19 protein-coding genes are annotated in these 19367 nt (G+C 32.8%); 4 read left to right on the forward strand and 15 right to left on the reverse strand.

The window, feature by feature from the left end:
- Window positions 1-65: 65 nt before the first annotated feature.
- Window positions 66-983 (forward strand): tRNA (adenosine(37)-N6)-dimethylallyltransferase MiaA, encoded by a 918-nt coding sequence (gene miaA, locus IWX83_RS09155; protein WP_196829192.1) that lies wholly within the window; start codon window positions 66-68, stop codon window positions 981-983.
- Window positions 984-1034: 51 nt separating this feature from the next.
- Window positions 1035-1775, forward strand: coding sequence for an acyl-[acyl-carrier-protein] thioesterase (locus IWX83_RS09160; protein ID WP_196829194.1), 741 nt, complete (start codon window positions 1035-1037; stop codon window positions 1773-1775).
- 186 nt (window positions 1776-1961) lie between these two features.
- Here the strand turns inward: IWX83_RS09160 and IWX83_RS09165 are convergent, their stop codons facing one another.
- The 13 genes from IWX83_RS09165 to IWX83_RS09225 form a co-directional block, all read right to left on the reverse strand.
- Window positions 1962-2678 (reverse strand): response regulator transcription factor, encoded by a 717-nt coding sequence (locus IWX83_RS09165; protein WP_066076978.1) that lies wholly within the window; start codon window positions 2676-2678, stop codon window positions 1962-1964.
- Window positions 2679-2681: 3 nt separating this feature from the next.
- Window positions 2682-4265, reverse strand: a complete 1584-nt coding sequence (locus tag IWX83_RS09170) for a sensor histidine kinase KdpD (RefSeq protein WP_066076981.1) — start codon at window positions 4263-4265, stop codon at window positions 2682-2684.
- Window positions 4266-4324: 59 nt separating this feature from the next.
- Window positions 4325-4921: a dephospho-CoA kinase gene (gene coaE / locus IWX83_RS09175; protein WP_196829196.1), complete on the reverse strand. Its 597-nt coding sequence runs from the start codon at window positions 4919-4921 to the stop codon at window positions 4325-4327.
- 1 nt (window position 4922) lies between these two features.
- A complete protein-coding gene (locus tag IWX83_RS09180) occupies window positions 4923-5924 on the reverse strand; it encodes a glycosyltransferase family 2 protein (protein ID WP_196829198.1) in 1002 nt (333 codons plus the stop codon).
- Between the two features lie 152 nt (window positions 5925-6076).
- Entirely contained in the window at window positions 6077-7267 is a 1191-nt protein-coding gene (gene fabV / locus IWX83_RS09185) for an enoyl-ACP reductase FabV (protein ID WP_196829200.1), read from the reverse strand.
- Between the two features lie 66 nt (window positions 7268-7333).
- Complete coding sequence (locus IWX83_RS09190) at window positions 7334-8041, reverse strand: hypothetical protein (RefSeq protein ID WP_073353003.1); 708 nt, start codon at window positions 8039-8041, stop codon at window positions 7334-7336.
- A 78-nt stretch (window positions 8042-8119) separates the two neighbouring features.
- Complete coding sequence (gene recN, locus IWX83_RS09195) at window positions 8120-9772, reverse strand: DNA repair protein RecN (RefSeq protein WP_196829202.1); 1653 nt, start codon at window positions 9770-9772, stop codon at window positions 8120-8122.
- 53 nt (window positions 9773-9825) lie between these two features.
- Window positions 9826-10710: a DUF4835 family protein gene (locus IWX83_RS09200; RefSeq protein ID WP_196829204.1), complete on the reverse strand. Its 885-nt coding sequence runs from the start codon at window positions 10708-10710 to the stop codon at window positions 9826-9828.
- A gap of 66 nt (window positions 10711-10776) precedes the next feature.
- A complete protein-coding gene (coaBC, locus tag IWX83_RS09205; protein WP_196829267.1) occupies window positions 10777-11994 on the reverse strand; it encodes a bifunctional phosphopantothenoylcysteine decarboxylase/phosphopantothenate--cysteine ligase CoaBC in 1218 nt (405 codons plus the stop codon).
- Between the two features lie 7 nt (window positions 11995-12001).
- Window positions 12002-12319 (reverse strand): DNA-directed RNA polymerase subunit omega, encoded by a 318-nt coding sequence (locus tag IWX83_RS09210; RefSeq protein ID WP_035671643.1) that lies wholly within the window; start codon window positions 12317-12319, stop codon window positions 12002-12004.
- A gap of 8 nt (window positions 12320-12327) precedes the next feature.
- Window positions 12328-13122, reverse strand: coding sequence for an outer membrane protein assembly factor BamD (locus IWX83_RS09215; protein WP_196829206.1), 795 nt, complete (start codon window positions 13120-13122; stop codon window positions 12328-12330).
- Between the two features lie 128 nt (window positions 13123-13250).
- The gene (dapA, locus tag IWX83_RS09220; protein WP_196829208.1) at window positions 13251-14138 is read right to left on the reverse strand and encodes a 4-hydroxy-tetrahydrodipicolinate synthase; all 888 of its coding nucleotides are present in this window, start codon (window positions 14136-14138) and stop codon (window positions 13251-13253) included.
- 8 nt (window positions 14139-14146) lie between these two features.
- Window positions 14147-14602, reverse strand: coding sequence for a hypothetical protein (locus tag IWX83_RS09225; protein WP_231379913.1), 456 nt, complete (start codon window positions 14600-14602; stop codon window positions 14147-14149).
- A 110-nt stretch (window positions 14603-14712) separates the two neighbouring features.
- On the opposite strand from IWX83_RS09225, the gene IWX83_RS09230 reads away from it, so the two are divergent.
- Both IWX83_RS09230 and IWX83_RS09235 read left to right on the forward strand, forming a co-directional pair.
- A complete protein-coding gene (locus IWX83_RS09230; RefSeq protein WP_196829212.1) occupies window positions 14713-15492 on the forward strand; it encodes a 5'-nucleotidase C-terminal domain-containing protein in 780 nt (259 codons plus the stop codon).
- A gap of 128 nt (window positions 15493-15620) precedes the next feature.
- Entirely contained in the window at window positions 15621-16532 is a 912-nt protein-coding gene (locus IWX83_RS09235) for a bifunctional UDP-sugar hydrolase/5'-nucleotidase (RefSeq protein ID WP_073353054.1), read from the forward strand.
- A gap of 46 nt (window positions 16533-16578) precedes the next feature.
- Here IWX83_RS09235 and IWX83_RS09240 read toward each other — a convergent pair whose 3' ends face one another.
- Window positions 16579-17295, reverse strand: a complete 717-nt coding sequence (locus IWX83_RS09240) for a hypothetical protein (protein ID WP_196829214.1) — start codon at window positions 17293-17295, stop codon at window positions 16579-16581.
- The gene (ligA, locus tag IWX83_RS09245; RefSeq protein ID WP_196829216.1) at window positions 17279-19297 is read right to left on the reverse strand and encodes an NAD-dependent DNA ligase LigA; all 2019 of its coding nucleotides are present in this window, start codon (window positions 19295-19297) and stop codon (window positions 17279-17281) included. Before ligA ends, IWX83_RS09240 begins: the two co-directional genes overlap by 17 nt.
- Window positions 19298-19367 lie beyond the last annotated feature (70 nt).

Here is a 19367-nt window from a genome sequence, read left to right on the forward strand (position 1 = left end):
TTTACACCAAGAAAAACTAACTTCCATAACTGCGGGGTTTCCGTTTCCATCTGGGCTAAAAAAATATGAAATACCTAATCACCATTATTGGACCTACCGCTATAGGAAAAACCTCCTTAAGTATTGTATTGGCCAATTACTTCAAATGCGACATAATTTCCTGTGACAGCCGACAGTTTTTCAAGGAAATGACTATTGGAACTGCAGTTCCCAGCAAATTAGAATTGGCTGCAGCCAACCACCATTTTATCCAAAACAAATCTATTTTAGAAAATTATACCGTAGGAGATTTCGAGAAAGAAGCTATCATTAAACTAGATGAGCTTTTTTTAACTAACGATTACGCCATTTTAGTAGGTGGATCGGGGTTGTATGTTGACGCTATTCTAAAGGGTTTCGATGAATTTCCCGAAATTGATCCTGCGATTCGTTCAGATATAAATGCGAATTATGAAAAACTGGGAATCGGATATTTACAACAAAAACTCGAAGTTTTAGATCCTGATTATTATAAAATGCTATCCATCGAAAATCCACAAACCCTACAAAATCCGCAACGAATGATGCGTTTTGTAGAAGTTTGCATTGGTTCTGGAAAACCATATTCTTCTTTTTTAAACCAGAAAAAAAACAGTCGCAACTTCACTCCCATTTTAATAGGTTTGGAAGCCGATAGAAAAATCATTTATAACCGCATCAATCAACGTGTGGACATAATGATGAACGAAGGTCTTCTGGCTGAGGCCAAAGATTTGTTTGCTCACAAAGAGTTGAATGCATTGCAAACTGTGGGTTACAGAGAGTTATTCAGTTATTTTGATAGAGAAATTTCACTGGAATTTGCCATCGAAGAAATAAAGAAAAACACCAGACGCTTCTCCAAACGCCAACTCACTTGGTTTAAAAGAAATGAAATCACCAAATGGTTTGATTTTGAAACTCCCTATGAAAAAATAATTGAATACATAAATTCTAAGAAATAGTGCCCGTCAATTGCCGCACAAAATTCACATATAACAAGATTTAAATTAGCTATGTCTATATCTCCAAACTTTACCTCTGTTCTCAGCAAAGACTGGGAAATCAATTTTACGCAATGTGCTCCAAATGGCTTTTTAAAGTATACTGATTTATGCAATATTCTGCAACTAACCGCTGCAGCCCATTCTGAAGTTGGCGGAATAAGTTTTACGGACATGCAGGAGTTCGATCAAGCTTGGGTTTTAAGCAGGATGCGTGTTGAAATTTCTAAATTACCAAAATGGGGAGATACCGTTACGGTAAAAACATGGATTAATTCACTGGAAAACTCCCGTTCTGTACGGGCGTTAGAAATGCATGTTAACGGAGAAAAAATTGTAGGTTCTGAGACTTTTTGGGCTGTTTTCAATACTAAAAAGCGTCGTCCTGAAGGTTTAGCTTTACCGTTTAATCATTTTGAACTCTATCCTAATACCAAAGCTACAGTACATGGATTTTCAAAAATTAATTTGGATCATGACAAAGAAATAGTTTTTGAAAAAACAGTATTCTTATCCGATTTAGATATTGTAAATCATGTCAATAATGTCAAATATCTAGAGTGGTGCTTGGATTTAGCAAACGAAAACTTAATCCTTAACCAAAAAATTGAAAGTTTTGAGATGAATTTCTTAAAAGAATTATCTTTGAAGGATAAGGTTCAAATACACGAAACTAATTCCGAGAGTAAAACGGTGTTTAGCATTACCAAGGATGAAAAAACAAGTTTTGCTTTGCAACTGAATTGGAAATAACGCGTATTGAGTCTCATTTTTAGAAAAATTTTCCGATGTAAAACAAATACATCTATCATTCTAAACCCTAGCCCTGATAGCAATGAAAATCCTTTATTCTCGTTTCTTTAACGAGAATAAAGATTGTAATGGATAGCAGGAATTAGCTCCAAAAAAAAGGCTCCAATTTCTTGAAGCCTCTTTACTTTATTGTACTACTTTATTTTTGACAACTAATCTAAATCCTTCTCCGTGGATGTTTAAAATTTCAACATTTTCATCCAATTTCAGGTATTTTCTAAGTTTAGCGATGTACACATCCATACTTCTTGAAGTAAAATAGTTATCATCTCTCCAGATTTTTGTCAAGGCTAATTCTCTTGGCATTAAATCATTTTCATGAAGAATCAGCATTTTCAATAATTCATTCTCTTTTGGAGATAATTTTATTGGCTCTTCATTATTAAACGTTAGAAAACGAAGCTTAGAATTCAGATGAAATTTACCAATATTGAACTCAAACTGTATTTGTTCTGCTTTTGTATCCGAAGATTTTCTTTGTATTATCGCTTTGATTTTCATCAATAACACTTCAGAATCAAAAGGTTTATTCAAGTAATCATCAGCACCCGCTTTATATCCTTTGAGTACATCTTCTTTCATTGATTTGGCTGTCAAGAAAATAATAGGCACTTCGTTATTTTTTTCTCTGATTTCCTTAGCTAAAGTATAACCATCTTTATAAGGCATCATGACGTCTAGAATACATAAGTCGAAAGTATCTTTTTTGAATTTTTCAAATCCTTCCATTCCGTTCTTAGCTAGAGTTACGTCAAAATCATTTAACATTAAATAATCTTTTAAAACCGCTCCAAAATTAAGGTCATCTTCAACTAAAAGTATTTTTTTATTTACATTTTCCATATTCTAATTTATTAATGGTAATTTTATTATGAAGGTACTCCCTTTTCCCTTTTCACTTTCTACATAAACTTGACCGTTATGGTCGTCCACAATTCTCTTTACATACGCTAGACCTAATCCATGACCTTTTACGTTATGGATGTCACCTGTATGTTCTCTATAAAACTTCTCAAAAATTCTTTTTTGAGCAATTTTACTCATACCTAAACCTTTATCTTTTATTTTGATAATGATCATGTCCTTGATATTTTCTGTAAAAACCTCAATTTCTGGCACATTTGGAGAATATTTTATGGCGTTCTCTAAAATATTTACAATTACATTGGTAAAATGAACATCATTGATTAACACCGTAGTTCGTAGCGCATTAAAATGACTAACGATCGTCCCTTCCCTATCTTCTAATATTAAATTAACGTGTTCTATTGCGTCATTTATAATATCATGAATGTTATGTGATTCTTTGATAATATTTAATTCTTTCTTTTCTAATTTTGATATGCGCAATACATTTTCTACTTGCGCATGCATCCTTTTATTTTCGTCTTTTATCATTTGGAGGTACCGAAGAACCTTCTCTTTATCATCAATTATTTTTGGGTTCCTAATGGCATCCAACGCTAAATTAATTGTGGCAATTGGCGTTTTAAACTCATGCGTCATGTTATTGATAAAATCATTTTTAATTTCAGAGATCTGACGTTGGCGAATTAATTGATTCAAAGCGCTAGAGTATGCAATTAAAATAATAAGTGTAAAAATTATAGAAAGTACGGTAACACTAACCAATTCAGACAATAAAAATTTCTTTTTATGAGGAAAAGTAACCAGCAATTGGTATTTGCTATTGCCTTCGTTATCTGAAAATATAGGAATGGAATAGGTTGCCTCTTTATCGTATTTAAAATCAGTAGATTTTACTTTGGTAGCTAAATTATTGCTATATACACTAAATTCAAATTTAGTATTAACACCATATTCTTCTAATTCTTTTTTGATCAGTTTACTCAAGGTTTCTTTTGAAACTCTTTCCTGAATAGGCAATACCGCAGCAAAATCTTTATAATAAATCTCAAAAGAAGCATTGTCTAGAACATCTAAATTTCCTATTTTCTCAATTCTGATATCAGGTATTAAACTTTTGTTTACCGCTGATTTGTCAATAGAATTGTCGCTATAAACCTCTGTAACGCGTTTAGAACTAAAACTCTTAAACTTCTCGCTATCAAATTTTTTATCAAAGAACGTTGGTGATATGTTGTAATCTTCTGAAATTATACTATTGGAATATATAATTGTTTTATTTGTTCTTGGATTTTTTTGAACATAGTAAAACTCCAGTATATCGTCTTTCTTAGGCACTTTTCCAGTGCTGTCTTTATAATGATTTATTTTGTCATAAAAGTTATACGCTTCCTGTTTTTGAATTTTATCAGCCACATTACCAATAACTTGCTTAACATGGAATTTAAACTGCTCATCATTATTTTTAAAAGACGTATTGAACCAATACACCTGAACAAGAATAATCCCAATAAGGGATAAACTCATCAATAAAACAAGTAATCTAAAAAAAAGTTTGTTCATCGAAACAAATTTAGTATTTTAACAATATATTAAATAATAGATTAACCAAACATTAACACCTATGTATGTTTTTGTTTAATCTTTAAAATTTTAAGAATTTGATCCACTTCGCGTTTGGCGATTTCGATCGTACTATTTTCCACAACAAAATCACTTTTTGAAGTTCGTTTTTCATCTGTCCATTGCGCGCCCATTCTTTTTAAAATAGCTTCGCGAGTCGTTTTGTCTCGTTCCAGAACACGCTGAATCCTTGTTTCTACAGGAGCTGTGATGGTTATGATTAAATCGCAGTCTTTATAACTTCCACTTTCAAACAAGATGGCTGTTTCATAAATGATGTATGCAGCTGCTTTATTGTCCACTAGCCATTGTTTAAAATGTCTTTTCACTGCCGGATGAACAATCGCATTTAGTTGTGCTAATCTAGCAGGTTCATTAAACACAATTTTAGCCAGTTTTTCTCTATTTATATTGCCATTCTCAAAAACAATATCGCCAAATGTACTTTTAATAGCAACTACAATTTCTGATGATTGCATTAATTTTCTCGCCTCATCATCAGCAATATAGATTGGAATCCCGCACGAATGAAAATAATTAGCAATGGTCGTTTTTCCGCTTCCAATGCCACCCGTTAATCCAATAATTTTTGTCATATTATATTTTGAAAAATAATTCGGGAAAAGCTTCTTGGGGTTTTTGCTTTAAAATTATCACTTTAAAATAGGATTTTATAAAACCTAAACCATAACCATAAAATTGTTTCCAAACAGCTATTAAAGATAAATAACCAATTTTAATACTCTTATTCTGGTAAGAAGACACCAAAAACAGTACCAAAAAGTACACAAAATACAATTGAAGTAGAGAGTCAAAATTAAAAACTAACATCAATAAAAAGGAGATAAAAAATCCAATAATAAAAATGGAAGGAAAGAAAAAAGTCAATTTACTGTATTTTGGATACCAGCTATTTAAAATAGGTCTTGCTTTGCCAAATTTATTTACCTGAACGGAAAACTTATCCCAGTCTATTCTTCGTTTATGATAGACGTAAGCTTTTGGGAAAAGTTTAGTTTCAAATCCTAAATTCCACAAACGAATCGATAAATCCGGATCTTCACCAGGATGAATGTTTCCAAAACCTTTGGATGCTTCAAACCCTTTACGAGACAATCCCATATTAAAACTTCTAGGTTGAAACTTCCCTATTTTCTCCGAACCACCTCTTATCCCACCCGTTGTAAGAAAGGAAGTCATAGCAAAATTGATTGCTTTTTGTATGTCAGAGAAACTGTCTAAAGCTTGGTCTGGTCCACCAAAGCAATCTACATAGTCTTGCTTTAAAGCGGTGTCAACGACTGATAAATATTCTTTTGGAATAATACAATCCGAATCAAAAATGATAAAATAATCTCCTCTAGCCTTTTTCATACCGTAATTTCTAGAATCACCAGGACCAGAGTTGTCTTTATAATAATATGAAATATCAAGTCTATCACCATACTTTTGCGCCACTTCCTTACAAACTAAACTAGAACCATCTTCTACAAGTACAATTTCAAATATCTCTTTATAGGTGGAATGAGTTAAGCTTTCTAAGAGTTCGTCCACTTCATCTGGACGATTATAAACTGGAATTATTAAGGAAAATAGCATAAATTATAATGTCGTATTAGTATTGTATTTTGGAATTTGAAAATTTTAACAAATATAATCTTTCTCCATAAAAAAACCACCAACTTACAGTTGATGGTTTAAAAATAGTTTCTATTTTATTCCTCTATTTCCAGTTGTAGAGATGCTTCTAATTAAGCAATACTTTCGATATTTACTACTTCGTTTGTTTCCGCTTTATAATCTACACCTGCTACATCAAATCCAAATAAATTATAAAAATCTTTTCTGTATCCTTCTAAATCCCCTATTTCAGCTAAGTTTTCAGTTACGGCCTGAATCCACAATTTAGCTACTTTTTCCTGAACATCCGAACGCATTTCTAAGTCATCAATCCGAATTCTGCCGCTATCATCAACAGGAACTTCATTTCCTGTGTACAATCTCTCTTGATACAAACGTTGAATTTGTTCAATACATCCTTCATGAATTCCTTCTTCTTTCATTATTTTGTAAAGCAAGGAAATATACAATGGAATAACTGGAATTGCAGAACTAGCCTGCGTTACTAATGCTTTGTTAACAGATACATATGCTTTTCCATCTATACTAGCTAAACGATCAGTGATAGCAAAAGCCGTCGCTTCAAGATGGTCTTTAGCACGACCGATGGTCCCTTTTCTATAAACTGCTTCGGTCAATGAGGGACCAATATAAGAATACGCAACCGTTGTTGCTCCAGGAGCTAATAAATTTTCAGCTTTTAAAGCATCAATCCACATCGACCAATCCTCACCACCCATTACGGCAACTGTATTTTCAATATCGTCACCACTGCATGGTTCGATAGAAATCTCTGATACTTTTCCAGAGTGAAAATCAACGGTTTTATTTGTAAAGGTACTTCCTATAGGTTTCAAAACAGAACGGTGCAACACCCCTGTTGTAGGATGCATGCGAACTGGGGACGCTAAACTATAGATAATTAAATCTACCTGACCTAAATCCGCTTTAATAAGATCTATTGTTTCTTTTTTGATTTCATTAGAAAATGCATCTCCATTAATGCTTTTTGCATACAATCCAGCAGTATGTGCTTCGGTTTCGAAAGCGGCTGAATTATACCAACCAGGCGAAGCCGTTTTTCCTTCAGAAGGTGCTTTTTCAAAAAACACACCAATAGTTGCTGCGTCACATCCAAAAGCACTTGTAATTCTGGAAGCCAAACCAAAACCAGTAGAAGCACCAATCACTAAGACTTTTTTTGCTCCATTAACAGCTCCCTTAGATTTTATATATTCTATCTGATTTTTAACATTTTGTGCGCATCCTTCCGGGTGTGATGTCGTACAAATAAATCCTCTCATTCTTGGTTCAATAATCATAACTGTCTTTTATTTCCGTTTTATATTGTTCAGTTTGTTCCTCTTTTGATTTAAAAAACAAATTTCTTATTTAATAATTTTATTAATGTTTTCTCTTACCGTTACGATATCTATTTTTTTGTTTTTGCATTTTAGGTTTTCCGCTTGATAAATTGTTAAAAATTCATTGAAATCTTTACAATCTTTTAAAACATTAAACTCTTTTTTAACGACATCAAATACAATCCCCTTTAATCGATTCATGGAAGATCCTATTGCACCTCCAACAGCTCCACCGCTTCCATAAGCAAATCCCTTTGACCAGCTATTAGCAAGTTCCGCTTCTAAATAGAAAAACCTTCCCGCTTGCAACACTCTATGGTACGAGTTTGGGTTATTTCCTTCTTCATTTTTATCTCCTTTTACCGCATACTTACGGAAATTTTTTTGTTGTATGTAAAGATTTCCTTCTAGCGAAACAGCAAAAACTCCCGTCAGTTTCATTTGATCAGCTACCGTATAAAGAAACACATGATCTACAATAACGTCTTTAGGTATTACTTTTTTTTCAAATCCAACAATCGCTCTGCGTTCAACCGGATTACGTTTGGTCTTTTTTTTGTTTATAAAATCTTCTAAAGTAACATAAAATCCATCTGAATAATCACTAACAGCAAACATAGACGTATTGCTAGGGTCTAAACCTACAGCATTAGTTGTTGTCATAGTTTGCCCAAAAGAAGTATTAAAAAAAGAAATACAGATTACGCTAAATATTCCGATTGATTTATTCATAGTTCTATTTTACTTTATAATCACATTAGTAAATTAATTGAGTCCTTCTTTTTTTAGCGACAAATATAATTTAAAATATTAGTTCAACAAGGCTTTCGCGTGATTTAAGGCTGATTCAGAAACAATAGTTCCGGATAACATTTGCGCAATTTCCACCACTCTATCTTGGTCATTTAACAACTTTAGCTCCGATTGTGTATCGTCACCAACAGTCGATTTAAATACTTTAAAGTGTGCATTCCCTTTTGCGGCAATTTGAGGCAAATGCGTGATGGCAAAAACTTGCATCTTTTGACTCATCTCTTTCATAATTTCGCCCATTCTAATAGCAATTTCACCCGACACACCCGTGTCAATTTCATCAAAAATCAGTGTTGGTAGTTTTGAATATTGTGCCAAAATTGCTTTAACAGCCAACATAATTCTCGACATTTCACCGCCAGAAGCTACTTTTTTCAATAAACCAAAATCAGTTCCTTTGTTGGCCGAAAACAAAAACTGAAGGATATCTTTCCCATTTGGGAAATACGTTTCCACCGAATTAATTTCTATTTTGAAACGAACATTTGGCATTCCTAAAGTTTCTAAAATCACAATCAACTTTTGAGATAAAACCGGAATAGACTCTACTCTTTTATCATGAATGGCCGCAGACATCACATCTAAAGTTGCAGTCTTTTGCTCTATTGAATCCGTCAATACTGCAATTTCTTCTTCAATGTTCCCTAATTCTAAAACTAAATTTTCTAATTTACTTTGAATTTGCAATAGTTCTTCCACCGTACTAACCTGATGTTTCTTTTGCAAACTAAAAATAACTTGTAGCTTTTGACTAATTAAATCCAATTGCTCTGGATCATTTACCAATTTTTCTGAACTGCGACTAATCTCTTCTGAAATATCATCAAATTCTATCGTTACGCTTGCAATTCTGTCTAATAAAGATTGATAATCAGCTGAAAAAGGAGCAATTTTCTGTAAAGTCACTTTAATTTCTTTCAAATTATTCATCACACCTATTTGTTCGTCATTGGCAATAGCCAAAGCCTTATCAATAGATTCTTTTATAATTTCAACATTATTTAATTTCTCAAAATCAGCTTCTAGCGTTTCTTGTTCACCAGATTTTAGATGAGCTGCTACTAATTCATCTAACAAAAATGTATTGTATTCCTGCTCTTTTTTAGATTCAGTTTGTGTTTTTAACAGTGCGTTTAATTTAGATTTATCTGCTTTATAATTTTTTAAAAGTACTTGATATTCTAAAATAACTTCCTTAATACCAGCAATAGCGTCAATAATGTTAAACTGAACATTTTCTTCTGAAAGTTCTTGTGTTTGCTGTTGCGAATGAATATCTATCAAAAACAAACTCAATTCCTGAAGTTCCTGAAGATTCACAGGACTATCATTAATAAAAGCTCTAGATTTCCCTGATGGGAGAATCTCCCGTCTAATTATAGTTTCGTTTTCATAATCTAAATCATTAGCTTCAAAAAAAGGCAACAAATTATACTTTGAAATTTCAAAATGAGCTTCAATAATACACTTTTCTTCTTTATTTTTCAAGGAAGTTAAATCTGCTCTTTTTCCTAAAACAAGTCCTAAAGCACCTAAAATAATAGACTTACCAGCACCAGTTTCTCCAGTTATTGTTGAAAAACCCTTGGAAAAATCAATAGTCAATTTTTCTATTAAAGCATAGTTTTTTATCGAAAGTGACGTTATCATTTATATTTATTTTAGGAATGAGAGACTAGAATTAAACTAAAGAATGAAAAAAACTACTGTTTAATTGATATCCATTTACTCGAGTTCAAAGGGGAAATTTTATTAAGATTATCGACTAAGTCAGAAACAGTAATGCTTGGACCTCCTGAAAAAACAGAAACGATCTCATCTGATTTAGCATCAAAAAAGACACGCGTTAGAAAGGCGTTTGGTCTTGAAGCATTCAATTTTGATAAATTCATCACTGCTGCTTTAATTTTTTCTTTAGCAATCTTTACATCTTTAGTCATTAAATCTAAACCAGTGTGATAATCAAATAGCGTTTGTCTGATTTGTTTAAAAGTTGGTGATAGCATATCATTTATTAAAAAAAAACGCGTTTGGTTGCCATCCGCTTGACTCCAACCTTTTGAGCCTCCTTGTTGTGCCACATTTGAAATGTTTTGAGCAATTTCAAAATTAGGGTTACCAGATTCCAAAACAAAGGTATCTGCATCCATTGCTAAAATCATATAGCTGTAATAGGCAAGAACTGAAACTAAATTAGAATCAAATGTAGTTGGGCTAAATATAAGATTTTCAAACTCCGTGTACCTAAAATTAAAATCTTTATCATTATAATTGAATACTGGAGAAGAATAGGAGGAATTAAAAATAGGTCTTGATGACTGCACTTGAATGGTAGCTGTAAATTGATCCGAACTATTCGACGAAATCGTAAGGTACATCGAACAATTAATTTTTTCGTTCTGCTTCACCGCGACACCCGTCCAATCTGTTTTATTTACAAACTCAGTTATAGCAGTTTCTAAAGATTTAAAGACTTGTTGATTGGTCGCGCTCAATCTTTGTGAATCAACCGTAACGGTACAATTCAACTGTTGCGCTTGGGCAATTCCAAGAATAAAAAGCAGCAAAAAAGTAAATATTTTATTCATTTGTAGATTTCTATTTTAGGGATTTTGTCAAATTAACAACTTGTATTATGGTGTAATTTTGGCCTACTATTGTTGTATTCCAAAGTGCATTATTATTTTATTTAGGATATCCTCTGCTACTGCTTCTTTTGACTTTAATTCCATTGGTTCAATATGAAAAAATTTATCAATAAAAGTAACTTTATTGGTCGCCTTGCCGAAACCTGCACCTTCATCCTGAAGTGAATTCAAAACAATCAAATCTAAGTTTTTTTTCTGAATTTTTAACTTTGCATTTTCAATTTCATTTTCTGTTTCTAAAGCGAAACCAATCAAATATTGATTTTTCTTTAGCAAACCTAGTGAAGCTAATATATCTTTTGTTTTTTCGAGTTCGATTACAAAATTAGAAGCGGCTTTCTTAATTTTCTGTTGAGCAACATGCTTAGGCTTATAATCTGCCACTGCTGCTGCTGCCACAACTACATCTACATCTGGATAAAACTGATGACAAGCCAAATACATTTCTTCTGCACAAACAACTGGGATCACCTGTATGAATGGACTAGAAACAGTGCAATTTGTAGGTCCGGAGATTAAAATCACGGAAGCACCTAAATTTGCAGCACTACTTGCGATATCAAAACCCATTTTACCGGAAGAATGATTTCCTATAAAACGTACAGGATCTATTGCTTCGTAAGTTGGACCGGCAGTAATCAATATTTTTTTGCCCTTAAGTGGAAGTTTACTATTTAAATCATCTTTTATAAAAGCAACGATGTGTTCTGGTTCAGCCATTCTGCCTTCTCCAGATAACCCACTTGCCAATTCACCACTTTCGGCAGGAATTATTGTGTTTCCAAATTGTTTTAGAAAAGTAAAATTCGCTAAAGTAGAAGGATGTTTGTACATGTCTAAATCCATTGCAGGAGCAAAATATACAGGACATTTTGCTGATAAATACGCGGCAATCAAAAGATTATCACACGTTCCATTGGCCATTTTAGACACTGTATTAGCCGTCGCAGGAGCAATAATCATTAAATCAGCCCAAAGTGCCAATTCTACATGATTATTCCATTTTTCATTCTCATCATCTTGGTTGTAAAAACTAGAATATACAGGATTTTTAGATAACGTAGATAACGTCAGTGGAGTAATAAAATCCTTAGAAGCAGGTGTCATTATCACTTGGACATGTGCACCTGCTTTTATGAAAAGTCGTACTAAAGATGCTGTTTTATACGCTGCAATTCCACCAGAAATTCCTAGTAAAATTTTCTTCCCGTTTAAAACTGACATCGTACTATTATTTATTTGAATCTCTGTGGTAAATTTTACCATCTAACCATTCTTGAACTGCTAAAGCGTGTGGCTTTGGCAATTTTTCATAAAATTTTGAAACCTCGATTTGTTCTTTATTTTCAAAAACTTCTTCAAGACTATCATTATATGTCGCAAACTCTTCTAATTTCTCTGTCAACTCTTTTTTGATTTCAGAATTGATTTGGTTTGCTCTTTTAGCCATAATGGTTATTGCTTCATACACATTACCAGTAGGTTCTTCAATAACATTTTTGTTGTATGTTATTGTATTTACTGGAGCATTCGTCTTTTTTAAATCCATGACTTTATTTATTTAGTAAATTTTTGTAAATCTTTCTCTATTCGTGCTAACATTTCGGTAGCTACTTTTTTATACTTTGTTTCGGCGTTAAATTTCATCAAATTTAATTGGGCAGTTTTAGCCACAATTAAACGATCTTGCATTTTTGCAGGAACGCTATTAATAGCCAATTGATAAGCTGAATCAAACTTGTAATACAAAGCATCTTCTTTAAATGGTGTTCCAGGATAATCTGCAACAAAATTATCTAAAGCAACAATTGCCGATTTAAAATCTGAAATTGTATTGTATCCCTTCGCATTTTCATATACTTTTTTCTCGATTTTTTCACTCAGTACTTTTACAGCACTGTTAGCCTCTGCTGCATAGTCAGAGTTTGGATACGTATCAATAAAGGATTGCAATTTGTCTAATGCTTTGTTCGTATCTGTTTGATCTAAACTGAATACTGGAGACAACATGGAATAACTTTTGGCTCCCAAATATGCTGCTTCTTGCAATTTTTCACTTTTAGGATAACTTGAAACAAAACTTTCAAATTGATAGCCTGATAATGTATATTGTTTTGTTTTGTAGTAGGATTGTGAAAACATATAAAACAATTTTTCTGCTTGAGGTTTTCCTCTATAAGCAGGAGCAATTTGTTCAAAAACACGGATTGCTTTAGAGTATTTTCCAGCCTCATATAATTTAGTAGCCATATCAAATTTAACAGCAACATCTTCGGATTTTAATGCTTTTTGGTATTCGTTACAAGAACTAAATACAGCGACAAGAAGCAGTAGAGATAGTAGTTTTTTCATTTTTTTACTTTTTTTATGATTTCTTGGTTAAAACAGCCTACAAAATCATACCGAAGTTTCGGTGGCAAATTTAGTTATTAATTTAGCGACTTCAAAATATATTTTTTGTTTAAAATAAAACTCCTTTTTTAGGCTTGTTTGTTGATTTTTTTTACAAATTGATCAATTCTGCTGGCCAATTCATCATCTACTTTTACTAATGGCAAACGAACGGTGTTTTCTGATATTCCCTGTGATAGAAACACTTGCTTGATTCCAGCTGGATTTCCTTGCTCAAAAATCATATCAATACAATCCGATAATAGGTACTGACATTTAAAGGCTTCATCCACTTTTCTATTCAGACCTAAACGAATCATCTCAGAAAATTCCTTAGGAAAGCCTTGACCAATAACTGAAATCACGCCAGCTCCACCCGCCAAAACTATTGGTAAAGCAATCATATCATCACCTGAAATTACCAAAAAATCTTTTGGTTTGTCTTTTAAAAGTTGCATTGCTTGAACAAGATCACCTGCTGCTTCCTTTATAGCAACAACATTTTTGAATTCATTAGCCAAACGCACAACAGTTGAAGGCAACATATTACTCGCTGTCCTTCCTGGAACATTATATAAAATGATAGGAATTGGAGCCGCTTCCGCAACCGCTTTAAAATGTTGGTAAATCCCTTCCTGTGTCGGTTTATTATAGTATGGAGAAACAGAAAGTATCGCCGCAAACGCTGATAAATCTCTTGTTTTCAACTCTTCGACAACTTTCGCAGTATTGTTACCTCCTACTCCCAACACTAAAGGCAGCACTCCATTATTGGCTTCGATTACAGTTTGAATAACTATTTCTTTTTCCTCTGATGATAAAGTAGCATTTTCGGCTGTTGTTCCCAATACTACCAGATACTCAATTCCTCCGTCTATAGAAAAATTAACAATTCTTTTTAATGCTTCAGTATCAATTGAAAAATCTTGTTTAAATGGAGTTACAAGAGCAACACCTGTTCCTATTAATGATTGCATAACTTATATTATATTTTGTTTAATAATTTTAAATATTTAAATAATTCACTTACAAAAACAGTGTAAGCAGTTATTGTCGTTTTAATCATAAAATGATTTAATCTTTTATCTATTGACGAGAATCCCACTTTAAATTGGGCTTTTGAATGGTGCGTAATTTGCATTAAAATAGCGTTCTCTTTTTCATAATAACTAATTAAAAGATCAAACTTTTCAGCACAGAACGCAACAACATCGTCATTTGAAATTTGGCCGTTCCATTTAAGATCCCCAGCATCAAATGTAGTATAAAGGTTCTTTTGGTTATTGCTAAATTTATTGTAAAATGCCAACACTTTCAAATTATCCGCTGCTATTCCGTTAGCCGTTAAAGCTTCAATTAACAGATCCGTTTGTTCAAAATCAGTTGCATCAATCAATAAACCAACGCTTTGTATTGTACCAACAGCATTTATGTTTTTCAAATTTTTCAAGGTATTTTTAAGTGATTTTTTTACAAAAAAATCCTTTATATAATTTAAAAACATATTACTTTTACTTAGTTACAAAATTAATTAATTAAGTCGCATTTAAAATGGTAAATCTAAAAAAGTATAATGACGTTTCTAAACTTTTTGTTATATTCTTAACATTTTTTTTAGTTGTCTCTTGCAGCAAACAAAATTATTATGTTACTAAAATCGAAGGAAAACGAATTCCTATTACAGAAAAAGAAAACCAAGTTCCAGCAATTGAAAATTTCATAAGACCGTATCGGGAACACATCAACAAAGATTTAGATAGTGTATTAGCGTATTGTCCGGAAACATTGGATAAAAGCACGGGTAAATGGCAAACTACAATTGGTAATTTGATGGCTGATGTTACTTTAATGAGAGGCAACCTTGTATTTCAAGCTAGAGAAAAAAAGAATATTGATATTTGTTTACTCAACAGCGGTGGAATCCGTTCTATACTTCCAAAAGGAAATGTAACTGCCAGAACGGCTTTTGAAATCATGCCTTTTGAAAATAGTTTAGTTGTTATTGCATTAAAAGGTGAGCAAATTCTTGAAATGGTCGACTTTTTTATTGCTGAAAAGAAACCACATCCATTAGCTGGAGTAACATTTACAATTGATAAAAATAATGTTGCGAAAAATATTTTAGTTCAAGGGAAACCTGTTCAAAAAGAGACCATTTATTATGTAGGAACCAATGATTATTTATCTAATGGTGGAGATAATATGAATTTCTTCAAAAAAGGAGTTAATAAATTTGATTTAGAATACAAACTTCGAAATATCCTTATTGATTATTTTAAAGAAGTGGATACTATTCCTGTAATAAAGGATGTTAGAATTACGGTTGAATAAGTAATTCGAATTTAAAGAACAAATAGTTTTAGAAAACAGAAAGCCCTAGCCCCGATTAAAGCGGCATCCCACGCTTTTTTTTGCGTGGATATAGCGTAAAGCGGGAAATAGCTTCAAAAAAATATAAAATGAAAAGAAGAGAATTTATAGAGAAAACAGCTGCTAGTTCAGCTTTATTGAGTTTAGGTGTGTCTTTAAGCAGTTTTGAGACCTCAAAAACCAGACAATTGACAGTTTTACACACGAATGATGTTCACAGTTATATTGATCCATTTCCAGCAGATCATCCCAGAAATGCAAATATGGGTGGCGTGGCGCGAAGAGCTGCATTGATTGAAACAATACGAAAAGAAAATCCAAACGTTTTACTATTAGATGCAGGCGATATTTTCCAAGGAACGCCTTATTTTAATTATTACGGGGGAGAATTAGAGTTCAAATTGATGAGTATGATGCAGTATGATGCATCTACAATAGGAAATCACGATTTTGATAACGGTGTGGAAGGTTTGCACGCGCAAATGCCACACGCTAAATTTGAGTTCATTTCTGCCAATTACGATTTTAAAAACACCGTGATGGATGGTTTTGTAAAGCCGTATAAAATATTCAACAAAAACGGAATTAAAGTGGGAGTTTTTGGACTTGGAATTGAACTTGCGGGACTTGTGGACAAAGGAATGTATAAGGAAACAGTTTATAATGATCCTCTTGAAACGGCACAAGATATGGTTCGGATTTTAAAGAAAGAACAGCAATGCGATATTGTAATTTGTTTATCACATTTAGGATACAAATACAGAGACGAGCCTACTAAAATTTGTGATTTAAAATTAGCCGAACTAACTCAGGATATTGACTTAATTATTGGTGGTCACACTCATACTTTTCTAGATAAACCCACGGTAGTAAAAAACGTTGCAGGAAAAGACGTTTTAGTAAATCAGGTGGGTTGCTACGGCATTAATTTAGGAAGAATAGACTTTTATTTAGACAACAATAAAGCCAAAGCTTTTGAAGGAAAATCGATTATAGTTTAACTGTAATCGATTTTTTTATCGGTACGTTAAAAAAAAATAAGATACGTTACGCGGTACTTTCAAGTAAGTCGGCATTTAAACGTTCGGTATTAATCACAAATTTATAAAGAGCATAATAACTAGTAGCAAACAAAATCATTCCTAATGGTCTAAAATAAGTTGGAGGCAAATTAGATAAAAAACATTTTTCAATAAAAACAATAAAATAAAGTCCTGTCGATAAAAGTCCAAAAATAGACAACCAAGGCTTATTGTTATTTTCATTCATAAAATAATTAGACAAGATCACCCCTGCAAGAATTGATACTAAAATGTTTTGTACTACTAAAGGATAATAACTGATTTCCGGAATTTCATCTGAAATAGAGAGTAAATAAGAAAAAACAAAAATAAAAGGAATAACTGCAATCAATATGGGCACAAAATCCTTGATATTATTCAACTTTATGCTGTATAATATTAATAGTAATCTGTGAATAGCAATACCCGCTAATCCTAACATCAAAAAAACCAAGGATTCCGAAAGTATAAAAATGCTGGTAAGTAGCAAAAAAAACAATGTTGTAAAAAAAAGTAAACTTCTCTCTATGGAAGTGATCCAATAGAGATACATGATCAAAATTATAACAAAAGGTCTGAAAGCAAACAAGATTACTCTAAATGAAAATAACTCAGCACTAACCTCCAGGAAAACGAAAGAAAACAACAACAGGCTGATTCCGCTTTCCTTTAAAGAACCAAAATTACTAGTCTTTACCTGCATCTATGTTACTGATTAAGTTGATAAAATCATCTTCGGAAATTATTGAAATCTTAAGTTTATTCGCTTTATCTAATTTTGCAGGTCCCATATTATCCCCTGCGACAACGTAATCAGTTTTGGCAGAAATAGAACTCCCTACTTTTCCGCCATTATCTTCGATTGCTTTTTTCAAGTCATCTCTAGAGAATTTAGCAAAAACACCTGAAACTATAAATGTTTTACCAGCAAGTTTATTAGTTGCATTGAGATTAATTTTTTCGGTAATTTCAAACTGTATCCCGTACTCTTTTAATCTGTCAATTATAATTGTATTTTCCTGATTTTGAAAAAAATCAATAACACTTTGCGCAATTCGGTCTCCAATTTCATCTACTAAAACCAAATCTATTAAAGTTGCATTTCGTAATGCATCGATATTTTTATAATGCTTGGCTAATTTTTTAGCGACCGTTTCCCCCACAAAGCGGATTCCGAGTGCAAATAAAACACTTTCGAAAGGAATACTTTTAGAATTCGCAACCCCTTTTACCAAATTTTCAGCCGATTTTTGAGCCATCCTTTCCAAAGGAAGAATCTGTTCCACCGTTAATTCATACAAATCGGCATAATTATGAACCAATCCATTATTAAAAAGTAAGGTGACTGTTTCACCTCCCAAACCTTCAATATCCATTGCCTTCCTTGAAATATAATGCTGAATTCTACCGATAATCTGTGGTGGACATCCGTAAAAATTAGGGCAATAGTGGTTTGCTTCTCCTTCACCACGAACTAATTCTGTTTGACATTCTGGGCAATTTGTAATGTACTTTGTAGGCTCTGAATTTACGGGACGTTTACTCCAATCAACAGCAATGATTTTTGGAATAATCTCTCCGCCTTTTTCTACAAAAACAGTATCTCCAATACGAATATCAAGTTTCTCAATTTGATCCGCATTATGCAGCGATGCCCTTTTGACAATGGTTCCCGCTAATTGCACAGGCTCTAAATTAGCCACCGGCGTAATTGCTCCAGTTCGCCCCACTTGGTAGGAAATAGAATTTAATTTAGTTGCAACTTGTTCGGATTTGAATTTATAGGCGATTGCCCATCGAGGTGATTTTGCAGTAAACCCTAATTCATCCTGATAATGAAACGAATTTACTTTTACAACCACGCCATCCGTTTCATAAGGAAGGTTGTGTCTATGAATGTCCCAATAATCAATAAATTCAAAAACCTCTTCTAAACTGCGCGCTAATTTGGCTTCCTTAGGTGCTTTAAATCCCCAATTTCTGGCCGTTTCTAATCCTTCGAATTGAGACTGGAATGGAAGATTGTTTCCTATTAAAAAATACAGTAAACAATCTAGCGGACGCTTTGCTACTTCGGCACTATCCTGTAATTTCAAACTACCCGATGCAGTATTTCTAGGATTTGAATAGGGTAATTCTCCAATTTCTATTAAATCCTGATTCATTTTTTCGAAACCAGCAAAAGGTAAAATAATCTCACCACGCACATCAAACGTTACAGGGAAATTCCCTTTTAATTGTAATGGAATGGATTTTATCGTTTTAATATTGTTAGTCACATCGTCACCCTGAAAACCATCGCCACGAGTGACGGCACGTTTTAATTTTCCGTTTTTATACGTAATGCTAATGGATGCCCCATCATATTTTAACTCGCAAGTATACGCTAAGGGAACCTCGCCTAACACTTTTTGAACTCGTTTTTCCCACTCTTTCAATTCTTCTTTAGAATAGGAATTATCAAGAGAATACATTCGGTGTTGATGGGCTACGGTTTGGAAGTTTTTTGTAATGGTACCGCCTACTCGCTGGGTAGGAGAATTTTCATCAAAAAATTCCAGATGCTCATTTTCAAGCTTTTGAAGCTGTTTTAATTTCGAATCAAATTCGTAGTCGGAAATTATTGGCTTATCCAACACATAATAATTATAATTGTGCTGATCTAATTCGGCTCTCAAAGTTTGAATCGTATTTTGAATATCCATATAAAATAAAATTGGCTATTTTAGTTTTTGTAAAAGCGTACTAAAATAACCAAATTAAAAGAAAAAACAA

The organism is Flavobacterium sp. CG_9.1, assembly GCF_015751645.1.
Classification (GTDB): Bacteria; Bacteroidota; Bacteroidia; order Flavobacteriales; family Flavobacteriaceae; genus Flavobacterium; species Flavobacterium xanthum.